A 20139-nucleotide genomic window follows, 5' to 3' on the forward strand; every position below is an offset into this window, starting at 1 on the left:
AAACTCTGGCTGCCTCATGAAAAAAACGCACGCTCGCTTTTCCCTCTTGCTGCCTGGCCTGCTGGCCTTGAGCACCACAGCGCAAGGCGAGGACTCGCCACTGATACTTGACCCCAGCGTGGTCACCGGTTCGCGCAGCGCCAGCCCAACGTTTGATTTGCCCTACTCCGTGGACGGCATCAGCCGCGAACAGATCAGTGACGGCCAACTCGGCATCAACGCCTCCGAAGCCCTGTCCCGCGTGCCCGGCCTGGTGGTGCAGAACCGCCAGAACTATGCGCAGGACCTGCAAATTTCTTCCCGAGGCTTCGGCGCCCGTTCAGCATTCGGCGTGCGCGGCATCAAGCTGATCGCCGACGGCATTCCCGCCAGTACCCCGGACGGTCAGGGTCAGGCCGCCACCTTCAACCTCGACACCGCCGAGCGCATCGAAGTGCTGCGCGGCCCGGCGGCGACGCTGTATGGCAGCAACGCCGGGGGCGTGATCCAGATGTTCTCCCGCGTCGGCGAGGGCCCGCCTCGTATCGGCGCCGAAACCCTGGTGGGCAGCGACGGGCTGAACAAGAACCACCTGAGCGCCGAGGGCGCGGCGAATGGCGCCGGGTTTGTGCTCGACGCCTCGCGCATGGACACCAACGGCTACCGCGATCACAGCAGCGCGCGCCGCGACCAGACCTTCGCCAAGCTCAATTTCCAGCCCGATGACGACAGCAAGCTGGCGCTGATCTACAGCAGCCTGGAGCAGAACGGTACGCAGGATCCGCTGGGACAAACCTGGGCAGCGTACAAGGCCGACCCGCGTTCGGTGAGCGCCAATGCGCTGAACTACAACACGCGCAAAAGTATCGATCATCAGCAATTGGGGATGAATTACGAGCGGTATTTCGGTGGCGCCACCTTGCAGGTCAATACCTACACTGGGCGCCGTAGTGTGATTCAGTACCTGTCGATCCCCAAGGGCACGCCCGCCAACGAACGCGGCGGAGGCGTGGTGCAATTTGATCGAAAGTTCTACGGCGGCAGCGTGCGCTGGATGCAGCCCATCGAAAGCGCGCCTGGCGAGCTGATGATCATTACCGGCCTGGACTTCGACCAAAGCGAGGACAGCCGCCATGGCTATCAGAACTACAGCGGCAATGCCCTGGGCGTGAAAGGCCAACTACGCCGCGACGAAATCGACACGGCTCGCAGCCTCGACCCGTATATCCAAGCCAACTGGGCCCTCGACCGCTGGACCCTGCAAGCCGGCGTACGCCACAGCACGATGCAGATGGACGTTGACGACCAGTTCCTCAGCAATGGCGACGCCAGCGGCAACAAGACCTACCAGAAAAACACACCGTCGATGAGCGTGATGTATGCGTTCACCCCCGACCTGCATGGCTACATCAGCGCAGGCAAAGGCTTTGAAACCCCGACCCAGGCCGAGCTGGCCTATGCACCGGGCAACGCCGAGGGCTTCAACTTCGGCTTGAAGCCGTCTGAAAGTACGCAATATGAAATGGGTGTGAAAGCGCAACTGAACAACACGCGGATCAACGCCGCCCTTTTCCAGATCACCACCGAGGACGAACTGGTGGTGCAGCAATCCATCGGTGGCCGTACCAGCTACCAGAACGCCGGTCGCACATTGCGCCGCGGCTTCGAACTGGGCGTTGAAAGCCAACTGAGCGAGCACTGGAGCACCAGCCTCGCCTACACCCGCCTGCACGCCACCTACGACAGCGACTTTGCCAGCGGCGCCAACACCATCGACAAAGGCAACTACCTCCCCGGCGTGCCACAAACTACCCTGTTCGCCGAACTGAACTGGAAACCACGGGACTGGGTCAGCACCGCCATCGAGGGCCTGTACCGCAGCAAAGTCTACGTAGAAGACACCAACCAGCAACACGCCGCACCGGCCTACAGCGTCTTCAACTGGCGCGCACGGTTTGTGCAGAAGGTAGAGCACTGGACCTTTCACCAGACCTTGCGCCTGGATAACCTGCTGGATCGCCAGTATGTGGGGTCGGTAATTGTGGGCGACGGCAATGGTCGCTATTACGAAGCCGCGCCGGGGCGGTCGTGGTATGCGGGGGCTGGGGCGCAGTACCAGTTCTGAATGCAGCGCCTGGACGGGCGCCATCGCGGGCAAGCCCGCTCCCACATTTTGACCGCGTTCACAGATCAAGTGTGGGAGCGGGCTTGCCCGCGATAGATTTAACTGCCGACACCCGCCTCTTTGGGCAAGCGCTGGTCAATCACCTGGTACAGCGCACTGCCCTGCGGCCAGTTACGCATAAATCGCGCACGGTCTTTGGCATACGCAGGGGCGAAGCTGGACAGCGAACCGTGCTGGCACATCGCATCCAGGTCAATCATCGCCCAGCGCCCGTCGCTCCAGAACAGGTTATGGCCCTTGAAATCCCCATGGCTGATGCGCTCGCGGATCAGCTCGGCAAACAACTGGTCCAGCGCCTGCAATTCGCTCTCGGGCGCATCGCCGCTTTCAACATACGGCGCAAAGCGCTCGATGATGTCTGGCCCAGGCAGGTATTCGGTGACCAGGTAGGCACGGCTGCGCAACCACAGGAACCGTTTCTCCAGCACCGCCAGCGGCTTGGGCGTGGCGAAGCCCAGGAAGGCCAGGCGGTTGCCTTCGCGCCAGGAGTGCCAGGCGCGGCTCGGGCGCCAGAAGCGCTTGAGCCAATGGGCAAAGCCCTTGATGTTGTAGCGTTTGATCACCAGCGGCCGGCCAGCCACGTCGACCTTGGCCACGCTCGCCGCGCCACCGGTCTTGTACAGGTGACCCTGGTCGAGCAACGCATCGGCCTGCTCCAGCACCGGCACCATGGCGGCTTCTTCTTCGCGGCGGATCGCACGCAAGCCAAAAGCGCCGCGCACCACGCTGAACAGCGTGCATTCGCGGCCGGTCTTGTCCAGGTAGTCTCTCAAACGCCAGGCGCTGACTTTACGCACCTGCTTTTCCAAGGCTTGCATTGGCAAGGCGTGTTCGCCGTTGGCCAGCAAGTAATACACCAGCAACTCTTCGGTAAAGGGCTCGAGGTTCTTGGGCAGTTGGGCGAAGAACACACCGAGGTTCTCCAGCACTCGATTGCGCGACAACGGCTTGCCCGCCTCTTCGACACGAATACCGGCGCCATCGATCAAATACAGCTTGCCATCCTTGCGCAGCAGGTTGTCCAGGTGCAGGTCTTCTTGCCACAGGCCCTTGGCATGCATCTGGGCAATCGCGCCCAGCGCTTCGGCGAGCACAGCGGTTTGTTCGTCCGCCAACGGCGGCAGGTTTTCGACGGCGAGCCAAGCGTCGGACAGGCTTTGGGCCCCCTCGATAAATTCAAACAGCAGCCAACCGCCCTCGCCGTCCTGCAAGCCATCGGCCAGCAGCAACGGCGTGGTCAGGCCCTGCTCAGCCAACAGGCGCACCCCCGTAAGCTCACGCTGAAAATGCCGCGCCGCCTTGTTGCCCACCAACAACTTGGCCAACACCGGGCGACCCCGCCACACGGCGGCGCCCACATAGCGCTGCCCCGGCAACACCCGCAAAAGGCTCAGCAATTGCAATTGCCCAGGGCCGGCGGCATCCGCCAGGTCGAGGGTCAGTGGCAGGCCGGGGGTACGCCCAGCCGTTTTCAGCTCGGATAAACGCATCAGCGGTTCTCCTTATGGCTGCGGCGCGCGGTCAGGCGCTGGTGCCAAGTGGACACCAGGGCACTGTCCTCGGGCTGCTCAAGGTACGCCGCCAGCAATTGGCGCACCTGCGCGTCCGACCATTGCGGCGCGCGGCGCAGCAGCGGTTCCAGGTCCTTGACCCGGTCACGCCAGCCAAACAGCAGCGGGCGGGTTTTCTCCAGGTCGATCAACTGCGCGGCATAACCCTCACCGGCAGGCTGCAGGAAAATATGCTTGGGGTAAAAACAGCCATGCACTTGCCCGACGCTGTGCAGATGACGCGCCAGCTTGCCGCACGCCAACAGGATCGCACTGTGCTGGGCTGCGCTCAATTGCGACCACTGCTCCAGCAACGAGTCCAGGTCATTCCAGCCATCCAGCGCACGGGTGAGCAGCATCGCCCGGCGCTCGCCCTTGACCTTGCGTTCACCGAAGAACGCCGCTTGCAGGGCCGGTATACCGAGCTTTCGATACAGGCTGATGTTGCGAAACTCGCGGGCAAAACTCGGCTCGCCGAACGGGCGGTGCAAGGTGCGCGTGAGGTAGTTGCTCTGGCGCTTGAGGTAGTAACCCTGCCCCTCAAGCTCCAGGCGATACACACTGCTCCAACCGTCGCCGCTGGTGTTCGGCTCGTCCACTGCATCCAATTGCTTGGCCCACAGCGCGTCGAAGGTCGCCAGGCCGTTGCGCTCAAGCAGAGCGCGGTCTTCGGCCGCCAGGAAGTCACTCATTCGCGTCCCTCGAAAAACTTCACCACATGGCGAATTCGCTGTTTGTCCGACGCGGTCAGGTGCGCGCGCTGACGATATTGCAGGTAGAAGCGCAGGCGCTGGGTGGCCGACAAGTGATACTTGGCGACTTTGTCCAGGCAGGCCAGGTCTTTGGTGATGCGGTACTTGAGCCAGAAACCGCGCCAGAAATCACCGTTGGGGCAGTCGATCAGGTACAGGGTGCGTTGGTCGTCCACCAGCAGATTGCGCCACTTCAAGTCGTTATGGGTGAAGCGGTGATCGTGCATGGTGCGCGTGTATTCGGCGAGCTGGCGGCTGATGCCATCGACCCACCGGGGGTCTTTGAGGCGCTCATCGTGACGCTCGGCCAGCACCGACAGATCTTCGGTCTTGGGCAGTTCGCGGGTGATCATGGCGCCACGGTTATAGGCCAGGCCCTTACGGTCCAGGCCCCAGGCCACCACGTCGGCGGTAGGGATGCCCCACTTGGCGAAGCGCTTGAGGTTCTGCCATTCGGACTTCACCCGCGGCCTGCCCAGGTAACGACGCAGGCCCTTGCCGGCACCTACGTAGCGCTTGACGTAATAATTGACCCCGCCACGCTCCACCCGGATCACTTCCGACAACGGGTCGCGGGTCAGCCGCTCGCCTTGCAGGGCGAACACCGCGTCCAGGCTTCCAAAGTCATCCGCCAGGGCGGCGTAGGCAGGTTCCAGATTCCAACCCGCCATCAGATCGCATCCCCATATCGCTGTTTACGCGCATACAGCTTTGCTGCCATGCGTTCCAGCGCAGACAACAGCGCGGTTTGCTCTGCCAGGATCTGGCGCAGCGGCTGCTGGAAGTAGGCCTTGAGAAAACGCAGCTTGTCGCGCTGGGTCAAGCCGATCTCCAACGCGGAGTAATACAGGCCGGCCAGGTCTTTGTTGCGCCAACGCACGGGGATCGTCGCACGTACCTGGGCACGGTGCAGGTCGATCACCGACAGCTTGAGGTTGTCGACGCTGATAGGCCGGTCGGTGTGCAGCAGGAAATGGCACAGGTAGCAGTCACGGTGGTTGACGCCGCCGCGGTGCATCGCGCCCACGGTACGCGCCAGCTCAAGGATCAAGGCATGCTTGATGGCCGGCACGGGCGGTTGCTTGACCCAGTCCAGGGTCAGGTCTTCCAGGCTGATGATGGGGGTCAGTTCCTGGGTGATGATGAACGAATGCTGGTCGGCCGGGTTGCTGCCTTTTTCACCGAACGCCACGGCGGTCATGGTCGGTACGCCAAGCGCCTGCAAGCGCTGGATCGCCACCCACTCCTGGCCCGCGCCCAACACCGGTAATTTGGCGGTGACCAGGTTCTTGAGGATTTCGCCCCAGCCGATCCCACGGTGGATCTTCACAAAATAAGGCTGGCCCTCGACCACCGTACGCAACGTACGGCGAGCGGCCAGCTCGCGGAACACCTGGCCTTCCAGCTTCTCGACCTCGGCGAACGCATCGCGTCCGGCCCAGAGGGTCTTGAAGGGTTCGGCTAGAATCAACTTCATCGGTTTGGCTCCGCCAGAATCAGGTCCGCAGCGTACTGCGGCATGCTAAAGAGGTCGGCCGTCTCGGCGAAGGCCAGACCATTGCGACTCCAGGTCGCACGCGCTTGTGGGTCGTCGAGCATATCGACCAGATACTGGTTGAGCTGGGTTTGCTCGAACGGCTCGTCCAACACCCGGCCGCTCTGGGCCTTGTCGATGTAGAACGCATAGCCGCACACCTGGCTCACCAGTACAGGGAGGCCGGCGACCACCGCTTCGACCAGCACCATGCCGGCCGCCTCGTTGTACGCAGGGTGAATCAACAGGTCCGCCCCCAGCAGGAAACGCGGAATATCATTGCGGCCCTTGAAGAACTGCACCTGGTCGCCCAGGCCCAGCGCCGCGCTCTGCAATTGGAATACTTTGGGGTCGTCCTGGCCGATTACAAATAGCCGGGTGCGTTTCTTCAGCCGCGAAGGCAGAGCAGCCAGCGCCTTGAGGCTGCGGTCGACGCCCTTGGTCTTGAACCCCGAACCGATCTGCACCAACAGCAGATCATCCTCGGCCAAGCCGAATTCAGCGCGGAACTCGGCGCGGATTTCGGCGGCGTTCGGCGGGGCGCGGCGGTCGCGGGCAATACCCGGTGGCAACAGGTGAAAACGCTCGGCCTGGGTGCCGTAATACTGGGTAAACAGCTGCTGCTGGTGCTCAGACAACACCATGATCTGCGTCTTGGCGTTTTTATCGAACACGGCGCGCTCGTATTCGGCAAAGTGCTTGTAGCGCCCGAACCAGCGATACATCGGGTTGCGCAGGGTCTGGGCCTTGTCCTCGAACACACCGTCGGCGGCAAAGTACAGGTCCAGCCCCGGCATCTTGTTGAAGCCCACCACGCGGTCCACTGGGCGCTTGGCCAGGTCGGCCTGGATCCAGGCGTAGAGCTTTTCGTTGCGACGGTGGTTGACCAAGGCCTTGACCGGCGCCACCAGCACTTCAAAGCCTGGCGGGATATCACCTTCCCAGATCAGGGTGTACACCCGAATGCTGTGGCCGCGCTGCTGGCATTCCAGGGCGATGCGCATGAAGTCGCGCTGCAGGCCACCGAAAGGGAAGTACTTGTACAGAACAAAAGCCAGTTGCATCAGTGCTGCTCCTCGGCCAGTAACAACGTGCTCAGCCGGCTTGCAACACGCTCAGGGTTCAAGCGCGTGAAGCACAGGGGCGACTCGCGGGCGATGTCGAACCGCCGCAGGTCGTCGGCAGTGGGTTGATAAGTGCACTGTTTTTGCAGGCAAGGCGCGCACGGCCAGTCGCTGGCCAAGTGAATATGGCCTTTGCCGTAGGCACCGGTAAGGCCTGGGTTGGTGGGGCCAAACAGGGAAATGGTCGGCACGTCCAATGCCGCCGCCAAGTGGCCAAGGCCGGTGTCGACGGCCACGCAGGCACGGGCGCTCGCCAAGACACGGGCAACGCCCGCCAGGTTGAGCTTGGGCAACACTTCGGTGTTGGGCAGGCCGAGGGCCAGGCGTTCGGCCCGCGCCTTTTCGGCGGCGTTGCCCCACGGCAGCTTTACGTCCACGCCCAGGCGGCCCATGCGTTCGGCCAGCTCGCGCCAATAGGCTTCGGGCCAGTGCTTGGTGTCCCAAGTGGTGCCATGCAACAGCAATACGAACGGTTTTTTCGGCGGCAGGCCGAGCAGCTTTTCAACGCTCAGGCCGTAGTCGCCCAGGCGTTGGGGCAGGTCGTAGCCCAGGGCCACGGCAAACAGCTGGCGCAAGCGCTCCACCGCATGCTGCCCACGGGCCACGGCCAGGCGCCGGGAATAAAAGCGCGCAGCCAGGGGTTCACGCGCAGAGTCTTTGTCGAAGCCAGCGATGGGCGCCCGCACATAGCGCGTCAGCCAGGCGCTTTTGAGCAAGCCCTGGGCGTCGATCACCAGGTCGTATTTAGTCGACTGCACCGCCTGCTTGAAGCGCCGCCATTCACCGCTCTTGATGGTTTGCCAGAGGTTCTTGCGCCAGCGGCGAATCGCCACCGGAATCACCTTGTCGACCGCCGGGTGCCAGGTGGGGATTTCGGCAAAGCCTTCTTCCACCACCCAGTCGAACCGAATGCCGGGAATCGCCCGCGCTGCGTCGGTGAGGGCCGGCAAGGCATGGATCACGTCGCCCAGGGATGAGGTCTTGATTACCAGAACCCGCAACTCAATGAACCTCGACCACGTCGCCCTGCAAACGCTGCAGGGCATCGGTTACCGGCTGGGGCAGCAACTGGCGCAGGCAGTTGTAGTGGCCGAAGCGGCAAGTACGGTCAAAGCACGGGCTGCAATCCAGGCCCAGGCGCACCACTTCGACCTTGTCGGCTAACGGCGGAGTGAAGCCTGGGGATGTGGAGCCGTACACGGCCACCAGCGGACGATTCAGCGCCGCCGCCACATGCATCAGGCCGGAGTCGTTGGACACCACCGAGTCGGCGCACGACAACAGGTCGATGGCCTCGGCCAGGGACGTGTCGCCACTGAGGTTCACCGCCTCTTCACGCAGGCCGGGGATCAAGCGCTGACGAATGTCTTCACCCACCGAATGATCGTTCTTGGAGCCGAACAACCACACCTGCCAGCCTTCGCGGATCTTGGTTTCGGCGACTTTGGCGTAATGCTCCGACGGCCAGCGCTTGGACTCGCCAAATTCGGCGCCCGGGCACAAGGCCAATACGGGCCGATCCAGGGTCAGGCCGAACTTGGCCAGCGCCGCGTCGCGGGTCACCGGGTCGATCTGCAAGCTGGGGCGCGGGTACGGCTTGGGCAGTTCAGTGCCCGGCTCGTAGGCCAAAGCCATAAAGCGTTCGATCATCAACGGGTAACGGGCTTTATCCAGGGTGCGCACGTCGTTGAGCAGCACATAGCGAAACTCGCCGCGCCAGCCGGTGCGCTTGGGGATACCGGCAAAGTACGGCACCAGCGCCGACTTCAGCGAGTTAGGCAGCAGGATCGCCTGGTCGTACTGGCCCGCCATGGACTTGCCGATACGTCGGCGGGTCGCCAACTCAAGGGCGCCGTGGCCGAGCGGGAAGCTCAAGGCCTTACGCACCTCTGGCATGCGCTCGAGGATCGGCCGGCTCCACTCAGGGGCGAGCACGTCGATCTGGCAGTCTGGATAGCGCAGGCGCAGGCACTGAAACAGTGTCTGTGCCATCACCATGTCACCGACCCAACTGGGCCCAACGATCAGAATATTCATGTAGTTTCCACAAACGATGCGGGGAGGCCTATGCCTCCCCGCCTCGATAATAACTGTAGATCGCGGTGCGCCAGGGAGCATCTTTATGTGGGAGCTGGCTTGCCTGCGATCGCATCACCTCGGTATCCCTGATAAACCGAGGCGCCTGCATCGCGGGCAAGCCCGGCTCCCACATTAATCCGCATCCCATATGAAAATTGGCGTCGCCAATCAGTCGAGTTTCAATTTAAGCCCAGCGCCTGCCAGATTCGCATCACCTGTCGCCGCTCGTCGGCGAACTGGTCCCCGGCTACCGTACCGGCCTCGTTCTGCAAAGCCTGGCGGTGCGCGGCTGAGCGATAAGCCTTGTACACTTCACGCAGCAAATGGGCATCGGCGGCGGGCATCAGCCCGACCTGCTCCAGGCCCTCCAAAATGCGGATATTGTCGGTGTAGCGCAGCAACGATGGATGTTGCGCAGACCACGCCAAAGCCGCGTATTGCACCATAAATTCAATATCGACGATACCTCCGGCGTCCTGCTTGAGGTCGAACAGCGCCGTGGCCTCGAAGGCATTGGCGCCCCTGCCGGCAGTCGTGGCCTTGGTGCCCAGGTTGTCACGCATCTTGGCACGCATCTCGCTGACCTCCTGGCGCAGCTTCTCCAAGTCCCGCTCACGCCCCAACACGTTAGCCCGTACCTGCTCGAACGCCTGGCCCACATCCTGGCTGCCCACCAGTACCCGCGCACGGATCAGGGCCTGATGTTCCCAGGTCCAGGCTTCATTTTGTTGATAGCGATCAAACGCCCCCAGGGAACTCACCAACAAGCCGGATGCGCCGGAAGGTCGCAGGCGCATGTCCACTTCATACAGCTGGCCAGAGTTGGTCTGGGTGGTCAGCAGGTGAATGATGCGCTGGCCCAGGCGTGTAAAGAATTGTGCGCCATCGATCGGCTTGGCACCGTCCGTCTCGGCCTGGGGGTCGCCGTCATGGATAAACACCAGGTCCAGGTCCGAACCATGCCCCAGTTCGATGCCGCCGACTTTCCCATAACCGACAATGATGAACCCAGGATCGCACAGGGTGCCGTCCAGGCGCTGCGGCGAGCCGTGGCGGGCGACGGTCTGGCGCCAGGCCAGGGCCAGCACTTGTTCAAGAATGGCTTCGGCCAGCCAGGTGAGGTAGTCGCTGACCTTCATCAACGGCAGGCTGCCAGCGATTTCGGAAGCGGCCACCCGCAGGCGGTGCGCCAGTTTGAAATGGCGCAAGGCTTCCATCTGCTGCTCAAGGTCATCTTCGGGAATGCGCGTGAGGCGCTCGCGCAACTCAGCGGCCAGTTCCGGCGCCAGCGGCGGCTTGAACAAGCGGCCTTCGTTGAGCAATTCATCGAGCAACAGCGGGAAACGGGTGATCTGTTCGGCGATCCACGGGCTGGCTGCGCACAATGTCAGCAGGCGACGCAGGGCGTCGGGGTTCTCGGTCAGCAACACCAGGTAGGCCGAACGCCGGGCCACGGCTTCCACCAGCGGCAACACGCGCTCCAGCACCAGGTCTGGGTTGGCATGTTCAACGGCCTGGGCCAGCAGGCGTGGGATGAACGCATCCAGGCGCTCACGCCCCAGGCGCTGCATGGCGCGCAACTGCGGGCTGGCGCGCAGGCTGGCCAAGGCCTTGAGGGCCTTGGGGGCATCGGCGAAACCGCCTTCACTCAGTTGGCGGCACGCGGCATCGTCATCCTGGGATTCCTCCCACAGTGGCAACCATTCACCGCCGACCACCAATTCGCTTTCTTCGCCCTCTTCTTCATCAGGGTCGGCAATCACTTGGCGAAAGTGCCAGTCCACACGGCCACGCCAGTACATCAGGCGCTCATGGAACGCGGCCCAGTCACTAAAGCCCAGCATAAAGGCAATGCGTGCCTGGTCTTCGGGGCTGTCCGGCAGCATTTGCGTCTGGCGGTCGGCAATCGCCTGGATCGCATGTTCGGTGTAGCGCAGGAACTCGTAACCGCTGCGCAGCTCGCTGATCACCGCCGCGGGCAAATAACCCTGGCCTTCCAGCGTGCCCAGCACGTTCAACAGCGGGCGTTGCTGCAGGCTGAGGTCGCGGCCGCCATGGATCAGCTGGAATGCCTGGGCGATAAATTCCACCTCACGAATGCCGCCCGCGCCCAGCTTGATATTGTCGGCCATGCCCTTGCGCCGCACTTCCTGCTGGATCAGTTGCTTCATGGTGCGCAGCGCTTCGATGGCCGAGAAGTCCAGATAACGGCGATAGACAAACGGGCGCAGCATGTCGAGCAGTTGCGCGCCAGCCGCCTGGTCCCCGGCCACCACCCGCGCCTTGATCATGGCGTAGCGCTCCCAGTCCCGGCCCTGGTCCTGGTAGTACTGCTCCAGCGCGTTGAAGCTGAGCACCAGGGCGCCGGCCGAACCGTAGGGACGCAGGCGCATGTCGACGCGGAAGACAAAACCGTCGACGGTCATCGGGTCCAGGGCCTTGATCAGTTTTTGACCCAGGCGAATAAAGAACTCCTGATTATCCAGGGCGCGCTTCACGCCCACCGTTTCACCACCTTCGGGATAAGCGAAGATCAAGTCGATATCCGACGACAGGTTCAGCTCCACTGCACCGAGCTTGCCCATGCCGAGGATGACCATGTGCTGTGCCTCGCCGCTGCGTGCGCCGGTCGGCGTGCCGAACTGGGCGCAGTGGCGCTGGTACAGCCATTGATAGGCCTGGTCGATGCAGGCGTCGGCCATGTCGGACAGATCGCGACAGGTTTGCACCAGATCAGCCTGCCGTGTGAGGTCGCGCCAGATGATGCGCACCTGCTGGCGCGTGCGTTGGCGGCGTAGCGCACGGCCCAGTTCATCTTCTGTTTCGGCCTGTTGCACGGCACCAGCTATCTGGCTGCACAGCTCGCCGGGCGCAAAGCCGCGGTCCAGCTCGCCCCAGGCCGCCAGTTCAAGCAACATCAAAGGGTCACGAACACTCTGTTCAATGACGAAATCACTGGCGGCGCACACGCGAGCGAAGTCGGCCCACCGTTGCGGCGTCCACGCAGAAAGGCCATGATCGTCGTCCAGCGCGGCCACTGCGTCACGAAATGACTGCTCGGCCCGGCTGGCGTAAGGCAACAGAATGGCCGGCAGTTCGGCCAGCGTTGGAAGGCTCATGGTCTATCCTTGATCGGCGTGTAAATGGCGTGTAGTTGTGAAGGCAAGAGCCATGCTCGGTGAAGGACTGTCGAACAAAGGTTAGAAATAGCTGAAATTAAATTAATCTTGGCAGGCAACATCAAAGTTTCACCTTTTCTTGTTCGCAATAGACCAACAATAACGATTATGCTCACCAGCAAGACCGAGCCATACGCTCAGTCTTGTGTAGTTTTACTACTCGTATATACATTCGAAAGGCTGAAATGGCCGACGATTTGTAGTAAAACTACAGGACGCCGAAGCAACCTTCGGCCATCCAAGAATTTATGTCGTCTGCCCACAAGGCCAGTCGCAAACTTCAGGCAACCGATTCTGGTAGCCTTTCCGCCCTGGAGCAAGCCATGCAAGACCTCGATCCCGTCGAAACCCAGGAATGGCTGGACGCCCTGGAATCGGTTCTCGACAAAGAAGGCGAAGACCGTGCTCACTACCTGATGACCCGTATGGGCGAACTCGCGACCCGCAGCGGCTCGCAACTGCCTTACGCCATCACTACGCCATACCGCAACACCATCCCCGTTACCCACGAAGCACGCATGCCTGGCGACCTGTTCATGGAACGCCGCATTCGCTCGCTGGTACGTTGGAACGCCATGGCGATGGTAATGCGCACGAACTTGAAAGATTCGGACCTGGGCGGTCACATCTCCAGCTTCGCTTCCAGCGCAACCCTGTATGACATCGGCTTCAACTACTTCTTCCAGGCCCCGACCGACGAACACGGCGGCGACCTGATCTACTTCCAGGGCCACACCTCGCCAGGCGTCTACGCCCGTGCGTTCATGGAAGGTCGCATCAGCGAAGAACAAATGAACAACTTCCGCCAGGAAGTCGACGGTCAGGGCCTGTCGTCCTACCCGCACCCTTGGCTGATGCCTGATTTCTGGCAGTTCCCAACCGTTTCCATGGGTCTGGGCCCAATCCAGGCGATCTACCAGGCACGCTTCATGAAGTACCTGGAAGCCCGTGGTTTCATCCCCGAAGGCAAGCAGAAAGTCTGGTGCTTCCTCGGCGACGGCGAGTGCGACGAGCCGGAATCCCTGGGTGCCATTTCCCTGGCCGGCCGCGAGAAGCTCGACAACCTGATCTTCGTCATCAACTGCAACCTGCAGCGCCTCGACGGCCCGGTTCGCGGCAATGGCAAGATCATCCAGGAACTCGAAGGCGTGTTCCGCGGTGCTCAGTGGAACGTGACCAAAGTCATCTGGGGCCGCTTCTGGGACCCACTGCTGGCCAAGGACGTCGACGGTATCCTGCAGCGTCGCATGGACGAAGTCATCGACGGCGAATACCAGAACTACAAAGCCAAAGACGGCGCGTTCGTCCGTGAGCACTTCTTCAACACGCCTGAACTCAAGGCGATGGTTGCCGACCTGTCCGACGACGAGATCTGGAAGCTCAACCGTGGCGGCCACGACCCGTACAAGGTCTACGCGGCGTACCACGAAGCGGTCAACCACAAAGAACAACCCACCGTCATCCTGGCCAAGACCATCAAGGGTTATGGCACCGGTGCCGGCGAAGCGAAGAACACCGCGCACAACACCAAGAAAGTCGATGTCGACAGCCTGAAGTTGTTCCGCGACCGCTTCGACATCCCGGTCAAGGACGAAGAGCTGGAGAACCTGCCGTTCTTCAAGCCAGAGCCAAACAGCGCCGAAGCCCGCTACCTGAGCGAGCGCCGCACTGCACTGGGCGGTTTCGTGCCACAGCGCCGCGCCAACAGCTTCAGCGTGCCGACGCCAGACCTGAGCACCCTCAAGGCTATCCTTGACGGCTCGGGCGACCGTGAAATCTCCACCACCATGGCCTTCGTGCGTATCCTCGCGCAATTGGTCAAGGACAAGGACATCGGCCCGCGCATCGTCCCGATCATCCCGGACGAAGCCCGTACCTTCGGTATGGAAGGCATGTTCCGTCAGTTGGGCATCTACTCCTCCGTCGGCCAGCTCTACGAGCCAGTCGATAAAGACCAGGTGATGTTCTACAAGGAAGACAAGAAGGGCCAGATCCTCGAAGAAGGCATCAACGAAGCGGGCGCCATGAGCTCCTTCATCGCTGCCGGTACTTCGTACTCCAGCCACAACCAGCCAATGCTGCCGTTCTACATCTTCTACTCGATGTTCGGCTTCCAGCGTATCGGCGACCTGGCCTGGGCAGCAGGCGACAGCCGTACCCGTGGCTTCCTGATCGGCGGTACCGCCGGCCGCACCACGCTGAACGGCGAAGGCCTGCAACACGAAGACGGTCACAGCCACATCCTGGCTGCCACCATCCCGAACTGCCGCACCTTTGATCCAACCTACGGCTATGAGCTGGCGGTGATCATCCAGGACGGCATGAAGAAGATGACCGAAGAGCAGCAGGACGTTTTCTACTACATCACCGTGATGAACGAGTCCTACCAGCAGCCAGCCATGCCGGCCGGTGTGGAAGAAGGCATCATCAAGGGCATGTACCTGCTCGAAGAAGACACCAAGGAAGCGGCGCACCACGTACAGCTGATGGGCTCCGGCACCATCCTGCGTGAAGTGCGTGAAGCGGCGAAGATCCTGCGCGACGAGTTCAACGTCGGTGCCGACGTATGGAGCGTCACCAGCTTCAACGAACTGCGCCGCGACGGCCTGGCCGTGGAGCGCAGCAACCGTCTGCACCCTGGCCAGAAGCCAGCCAAGAGCTACGTCGAAGAGTGCCTGGCCGGCCGTAAGGGTCCAGTCATTGCCTCTACCGACTACATGAAACTGTTTGCTGAACAAATTCGCCAGTGGGTCCCGTCCAAGGAATTCAAAGTCCTGGGCACCGATGGTTTCGGCCGCAGTGACAGCCGCAAGAAGCTGCGTCACTTCTTCGAAGTCGACCGTCACTTCGTGGTGTTGGCAGCCCTGGAAGCCTTGGCTGACCGTGGTGAGATCGAACCTAAGGTGGTGGCTGACGCTATCGTCAAGTTCGGGATCAACCCGGAAAAACGCAACCCACTGGACTGCTGAGGAGATTTTTTGTGAGCGAACTCATTCGCGTACCTGACATCGGCAGCGGTGAAGGTGAAGTAATCGAGCTGTTTGTGAAGGTCGGCGACACCGTCGAAGCCGACCAGAGCATCCTGACCCTGGAGTCGGACAAAGCGAGCATGGAAATCCCTGCTCCCAAGGCCGGCGTGGTCAAGAGCCTGAAAGTGAAGCTGGGCGACCGCCTGAAAGAAGGCGACGAACTGCTGGAACTGGAAATCGAAGGCGCTGCTGATGCAGCCCCTGCGGCCGCGGCTCCGGCCGCCGCTGCACCTGCACCTGCTGCTGAAAAGCCTGCCGCTGCCGAGGCTGCTCCAGCCCCGGCCGCCGCACCTGCCGCCGCGACCGTCCAGGACATTCACGTCCCGGACATCGGCTCGTCGGGCAAGGCCAAGATCATCGAGCTGCTGGTCAAGGTCGGCGACACCGTCGAAGCCGACCAGTCGCTGATCACCCTGGAGTCCGACAAGGCCTCCATGGAGATCCCATCGCCGGCTGCCGGCGTAGTGGAAAGCATCGCGGTCAAGCTGGAAGACGAAGTCGGCACCGGTGACTTCATCCTCAAGCTAAAAGTACAAGGTGCTGCGCCAGCCGCCGCACCAGCACCGGCTGCTGCTCCGGCGGTCAAGGCTGAAGCGGCACCTGCCGCTGCTGCCCCTGCGCCGGCCGCAAAAGCCGAAGCTGCGCCCGCCCCTGCGGCGGCTGCACCTGCGCCAAGCGGTGCCAAGGTTCACGCCGGCCCAGCCGTGCGTCAGTTGGCCCGTGAATTCGGCGTCGAGCTGAGCGCTGTTGCAGCCAGCGGCCCGCACGGCCGTGTGCTGAAGGAAGACGTGCAGGTTTACGTCAAAACCATGATGCAAAAAGCCAAGGAAGCTCCGGCTGCCGGCGGCGCTACCGGTGGTTCGGGCATTCCGCCGATCCGTACCGTGGACTTCAGCCGCTTCGGCGAAACCGAAGAAGTGCCGATGACCCGCCTGATGCAAATCGGCGCGGCAGGCCTGCATGCCAGCTGGTTGAACATCCCGCACGTGACCCAATTCGACCAGGCCGATATCACCGACCTGGAAGCGTTCCGCGTTGCGCAGAAAGCCGTGGCCGAGAAGGCCGGCGTGAAGCTGACCGTACTGCCACTGCTGCTCAAGGCCTGTGCACACCTGCTCAAGGAACTGCCGGACTTCAACAGCTCGCTGGCGCCAAGCGGCAAGGCGATCATTCGCAAGAAGTACGTGCACATCGGCTTTGCGGTCGACACCCCGGATGGCCTGCTGGTACCGGTCATCAAGAACGTCGACCAGAAGAGCCTGCTGCAGCTCGCTGGCGAAGCGGCTGCGCTGGCTGCCAAGGCCCGCGACAAGAAGCTCACCCCGGACGACATGCAGGGCGCCTGCTTCACCATCTCCAGCCTCGGCCACATTGGCGGTACTGGCTTCACGCCAATCGTCAACGCGCCGGAAGTGGCGATCCTGGGTGTGTCCAAGGCCACCATCCAGCCTGTGTGGGACGGTAAAGCGTTCCAACCCAAGCTGATGCTGCCACTGTCGCTGTCCTACGATCACCGCGTGATCAACGGCGCCGCGGCTGCGCGCTTCACCCAGCGCCTGAGCCAGTTGCTGAACGACATCCGCACCATCCTGCTGTAAGTCGCAGGGCCTTCCTGTTACCGGGAAGGTCCTTGCCACACCGATTTCCGAGCGCCACGCTCGTACCTCAACCCCGCCACTTGGCGGGGCTTTTTTTGCCTGTGTTTTTGTAGACGCGAGCTTGCTCGCGAAGATCGTCAACGATGACGCGGGTCTTCTGGATAAACGCGGTGCCCTGGCGTTTTTCGCGAGCAAGAACTAGGCGTCCCCCTCGCTCCTACAGAGAACAGACGTGAACCATCGATCACCCCAATTACAGAAATCCCTCGCGCGGCCGATAACAGGCTTATAGCACTTAGCCTTCATCCTCTCTTGTCACTGCGTCCTGCATGATGCAACCTTGCCGCAGTCGACAGTCAAGAGGGCGTGAGCCCAGCGCAGTGCGCATTTTCCCAAGCGAGTTTCCCCATGAAAAGCCAACCCGATGTCGCCCGTATGGCGGCCGAGGTAGTGACGCAATTACCGGTGCCTTCGCGCCTCGGTATGCTGCGTTTCGAGCGGCTTAATGAGGCAAGCTGGGCCCTGCTCTACCTCGATCCCAATTGCGAACGCCAGTTCGGCCTGCCGGCGGTTGAACTCTGCGCCTTGATCGGCACGCCCTACGCCAGCCTGATGGAACCCCAGGCGCGCTACCAGTTGCACGATGCGATCCAGCAACAACTGGCCCACAGCCCCCATTATCTGGTGCGCTATACCCTGCACACCCATGACGGCCCGCTGAGCGTGCTGGAAATGGGCGAGGCCTACAAACAACACAACCGCCACCTGGTGCGCGGCTACCTGATGGTGGTCGAGGGGCTGTTCAGCGAGAACAGCGCACCCGCCCCGACGGTCGACCTGGAAAACCAGAACAGCCGCCTGCAAATTGCCCTGGAGCTCAATCAGCGAGCACAGCAGGAACAGTTGCAGCATCTGGAGCGAGTGCGCGCCCAGCAGGAACTGATCCTGCTGCTGGCGCGCCAACGCTACACCACGCCAAACTCCCTGCAAGAAGCCGCTGAACTGATCACGCGCAGCGCCTGCGACATTTACCAGATCGACTGCGCCAGCATCTGGAACCTCGAAGGCCATCACTTGGTACCGATCTCCGCCTATCACCGCGCCGATCAACAACACCACCTGCCTGAAGCCATCGATGCCAGCGGCTTCCCGGATTACCTGGAAGCCCTGCACTCCAGCCGCGCCATCGACGCCACCCACGCCATGCGCGACCCACGCACCCGGGAAATGGCTGAAAGCCTGCGCGCCAAGGACATCCACGCGATGCTCGACGCCAGCATCCGTGTAGACGGCCAGGTGGTCGGCGTGCTGTGCCTGGAACAAGGTGGCAGCCCGCGCGCCTGGCAGTCCGATGAAATCGCGTTCGCCGGCGAGTTGGCAGACCAGTTCGCCCAGGTCATCAACAACCACAACCGCCGCACTGCCACCAGCGCCTTGCACCTGTTCCAGCGCGCGGTAGAGCAAAGCGCCAACGCGTTCTTGCTGGTCAATTGCGACGGCGTGGTGGAGTACGTCAACCCCAGCTTCACCGCGATCACCCAGTACAGCGCCGAAGAAGTCCACGGCCATCGCCTGGCCCAACTGCCAGCCCTGGAGAACCTCAGCGAATTGCTGTTCGACGCGCCCTCGGCCCTGGCCAAAAGCAACAGCTGGCAAGGCGAGTTCAAGAGCCGCCGCAAGAACCTGGAACCCTACTGGGGCCAGCTGTCGATTTCCAAAGTGTATGGCGACAACCGCGAGTTGACCCACTACATCGGCATCTACGAAGACATCACCCAGACCAAGCTGGCGCAGCAGCGCATCGAACGCCTGGCCTACACCGACAACCTGACCAACCTGGGCAATCGCCCCGCGTTCATTCGCAACCTCGACGAGCGCTTTGCCCGCGACAGCGACAGCCCGATCAGCCTGCTGTTGGTGGACATCGACAACTTCAAGCGCATCAACGACAGCCTCGGCCACCAGACCGGCGACAAGTTGCTGATCAGCCTGGCGCGCCGCCTGCGCAACAGCTTGAGCAGCGGCGGCAGCCTGGCGCGTTTTGCCAGCAACGAATTCGCGGTGCTGTTGGACGACGCCGACCTTGAGACCGGCCAGCAGGTGGCCAGCCAGTTGCTGACCACCCTCGACAAGCCGATGTTCGTCGACAACCAATTGATCAGCGTCACCGGCTCCGTGGGCCTGGCCTGTGCGCCGCTGCATGGTCGCGACCCACAGACCTTGATGCGCAACGCCGGCCTGGCCCTGCACAAGGCCAAGGCCAACGGTAAACACCAGGTGCAGGTGTTCACCGAAGCCCTGAATGCCGAGGCCAGCTACAAGCTGTTCGTGGAAAACAATCTGCGCCGTGCCCTGACCCAGAACGAGCTGGACGTGTTCTACCAGCCCAAGCTATGCCTGCGCAGCGGTCGCCTGCTGGGCATGGAAGCACTGTTGCGCTGGAACCACCCGGAAAAAGGCATGATCCGCCCCGACCAGTTCATCAGCGTGGCTGAAGAAACCGGGCTGATCATCCCCATCGGTAAATGGATCGCGCGCCAGGCCTGCCGCATGAGCCGCCAATTGACGGCCGCAGGCCTGGGCAACTTGCAGGTGGCCATCAACCTGTCGCCCAAGCAATTCTCCGACCCGGACCTGGTGGCCTCGATTGCCACCATCCTCAAGGAGGAACAGCTGCCGGCCAACCTGCTGGAGCTGGAGCTGACCGAAGGCTTGCTGCTGGAAGCCACCGAAGATACGCGCCTGCAACTGGACCAGCTCAAGAGCTTTGGCCTGACCCTGGCGATGGACGACTTCGGTACCGGTTACTCGTCGCTGAGCTACTTGAAAAAATTCCCCATCGACATCATTAAGATTGATCGCAGCTTTATCCATGAAATCCCGGACAACCAGGACGACATGGAAATCACCTCGGCGGTGATCGCCATGGCCCACAACCTCAAACTCAAGGTCGTGGCCGAAGGCATCGAAACCGCTGAGCAGTTGGCGTTCCTGCGCCGGCACCGTTGCGACGTGGGCCAGGGCTACCTGTTCGACCGCCCGATCCCGGGTGCCGAGCTGATGCAGAGGCTTAAACGCTACCCGCGCGGGCCAATCGCCTGACAGCGCTGTAACACTCGGGCACACTGGC

Annotated in this window: 12 protein-coding genes; 4 read left to right on the forward strand and 8 right to left on the reverse strand. The window is 62.1% G+C overall.

The features are described 5' to 3' along the window. Positions 1-16 precede the first annotated feature (16 nt). Positions 17-2104: a TonB-dependent receptor family protein gene (locus BOP96_RS04100; RefSeq protein ID WP_073451907.1), complete on the forward strand. Its 2088-nt coding sequence runs from the start codon at positions 17-19 to the stop codon at positions 2102-2104. Between the two features lie 98 nt (positions 2105-2202). On the opposite strand, the gene BOP96_RS04105 is transcribed toward BOP96_RS04100, so the two are convergent. The 8 genes from BOP96_RS04105 to glnE all read right to left on the reverse strand — a co-directional run bounded on the left by BOP96_RS04105 (position 2203) and on the right by glnE (position 12322). Continuing rightward, the gene (locus tag BOP96_RS04105) at positions 2203-3654 is read right to left on the reverse strand and encodes a lipopolysaccharide kinase InaA family protein (RefSeq protein WP_014716630.1); all 1452 of its coding nucleotides are present in this window, start codon (positions 3652-3654) and stop codon (positions 2203-2205) included. Then, positions 3654-4406 (reverse strand): lipopolysaccharide kinase InaA family protein, encoded by a 753-nt coding sequence (locus BOP96_RS04110; protein ID WP_032904063.1) that lies wholly within the window; start codon positions 4404-4406, stop codon positions 3654-3656. The genes BOP96_RS04105 and BOP96_RS04110 overlap by 1 nt, the downstream gene beginning before the upstream one ends. Then, complete coding sequence (locus tag BOP96_RS04115; RefSeq protein WP_003187993.1) at positions 4403-5137, reverse strand: lipopolysaccharide kinase InaA family protein; 735 nt, start codon at positions 5135-5137, stop codon at positions 4403-4405. Before BOP96_RS04115 ends, BOP96_RS04110 begins: the two co-directional genes overlap by 4 nt. After that, positions 5137-5943 (reverse strand): lipopolysaccharide core heptose(I) kinase RfaP, encoded by an 807-nt coding sequence (gene rfaP / locus BOP96_RS04120; RefSeq protein ID WP_073451909.1) that lies wholly within the window; start codon positions 5941-5943, stop codon positions 5137-5139. The genes BOP96_RS04115 and rfaP overlap by 1 nt, the downstream gene beginning before the upstream one ends. Then, a complete protein-coding gene (locus tag BOP96_RS04125) occupies positions 5940-7064 on the reverse strand; it encodes a glycosyltransferase family 4 protein (RefSeq protein ID WP_014716627.1) in 1125 nt (374 codons plus the stop codon). Before BOP96_RS04125 ends, rfaP begins: the two co-directional genes overlap by 4 nt. Then, positions 7064-8125, reverse strand: coding sequence for a lipopolysaccharide heptosyltransferase I (waaC, locus tag BOP96_RS04130; protein ID WP_073451911.1), 1062 nt, complete (start codon positions 8123-8125; stop codon positions 7064-7066). The genes BOP96_RS04125 and waaC overlap by 1 nt, the downstream gene beginning before the upstream one ends. A 1-nt stretch (position 8126) precedes the next feature. Beyond that, positions 8127-9161, reverse strand: a complete 1035-nt coding sequence (waaF, locus tag BOP96_RS04135) for a lipopolysaccharide heptosyltransferase II (RefSeq protein ID WP_019818313.1) — start codon at positions 9159-9161, stop codon at positions 8127-8129. A 221-nt stretch (positions 9162-9382) separates the two neighbouring features. Continuing rightward, positions 9383-12322, reverse strand: a complete 2940-nt coding sequence (gene glnE / locus BOP96_RS04140) for a bifunctional [glutamate--ammonia ligase]-adenylyl-L-tyrosine phosphorylase/[glutamate--ammonia-ligase] adenylyltransferase (protein WP_073451913.1) — start codon at positions 12320-12322, stop codon at positions 9383-9385. A gap of 383 nt (positions 12323-12705) precedes the next feature. Between glnE and aceE the strand changes: the two genes are divergently transcribed. From aceE to BOP96_RS04155, 3 genes are all read left to right on the forward strand, one after another. Further along, positions 12706-15351, forward strand: a complete 2646-nt coding sequence (gene aceE, locus BOP96_RS04145; RefSeq protein WP_014716623.1) for a pyruvate dehydrogenase (acetyl-transferring), homodimeric type — start codon at positions 12706-12708, stop codon at positions 15349-15351. 11 nt (positions 15352-15362) lie between these two features. Continuing rightward, complete coding sequence (gene aceF / locus BOP96_RS04150; protein ID WP_073451915.1) at positions 15363-17009, forward strand: dihydrolipoyllysine-residue acetyltransferase; 1647 nt, start codon at positions 15363-15365, stop codon at positions 17007-17009. A gap of 408 nt (positions 17010-17417) precedes the next feature. Beyond that, positions 17418-20111 (forward strand): putative bifunctional diguanylate cyclase/phosphodiesterase, encoded by a 2694-nt coding sequence (locus BOP96_RS04155; RefSeq protein ID WP_020301653.1) that lies wholly within the window; start codon positions 17418-17420, stop codon positions 20109-20111. Positions 20112-20139 lie beyond the last annotated feature (28 nt).

Origin of the sequence: Pseudomonas sp. FSL W5-0203 (assembly GCF_001896155.1) — a bacterium.
GTDB lineage: Bacteria > Pseudomonadota > Gammaproteobacteria > Pseudomonadales > Pseudomonadaceae > Aquipseudomonas > Aquipseudomonas paracarnis.

Bases quoted from the DNA above. Each gene is read 5' to 3' on its own strand.
- BOP96_RS04100 (WP_073451907.1), top strand. From the start codon at position 17: ATGAAAAAAACGCACGCTCGCTTTTCCCTCTTGCTGCCTGGCCTGCTG.
- BOP96_RS04105 (WP_014716630.1), bottom strand. From the start codon at position 3,654: ATGCGTTTATCCGAGCTGAAAACGGCTGGGCGTACCCCCGGCCTGCCA.
- BOP96_RS04110 (WP_032904063.1), bottom strand. From the start codon at position 4,406: ATGAGTGACTTCCTGGCGGCCGAAGACCGCGCTCTGCTTGAGCGCAAC.
- BOP96_RS04115 (WP_003187993.1), bottom strand. From the start codon at position 5,137: ATGGCGGGTTGGAATCTGGAACCTGCCTACGCCGCCCTGGCGGATGAC.
- rfaP (WP_073451909.1), bottom strand. From the start codon at position 5,943: ATGAAGTTGATTCTAGCCGAACCCTTCAAGACCCTCTGGGCCGGACGC.
- BOP96_RS04125 (WP_014716627.1), bottom strand. From the start codon at position 7,064: ATGCAACTGGCTTTTGTTCTGTACAAGTACTTCCCTTTCGGTGGCCTG.
- waaF (WP_019818313.1), bottom strand. From the start codon at position 9,161: ATGAATATTCTGATCGTTGGGCCCAGTTGGGTCGGTGACATGGTGATG.
- glnE (WP_073451913.1), bottom strand. From the start codon at position 12,322: ATGAGCCTTCCAACGCTGGCCGAACTGCCGGCCATTCTGTTGCCTTAC.
- aceE (WP_014716623.1), top strand. From the start codon at position 12,706: ATGCAAGACCTCGATCCCGTCGAAACCCAGGAATGGCTGGACGCCCTG.
- BOP96_RS04155 (WP_020301653.1), top strand. From the start codon at position 17,418: ATGAAAAGCCAACCCGATGTCGCCCGTATGGCGGCCGAGGTAGTGACG.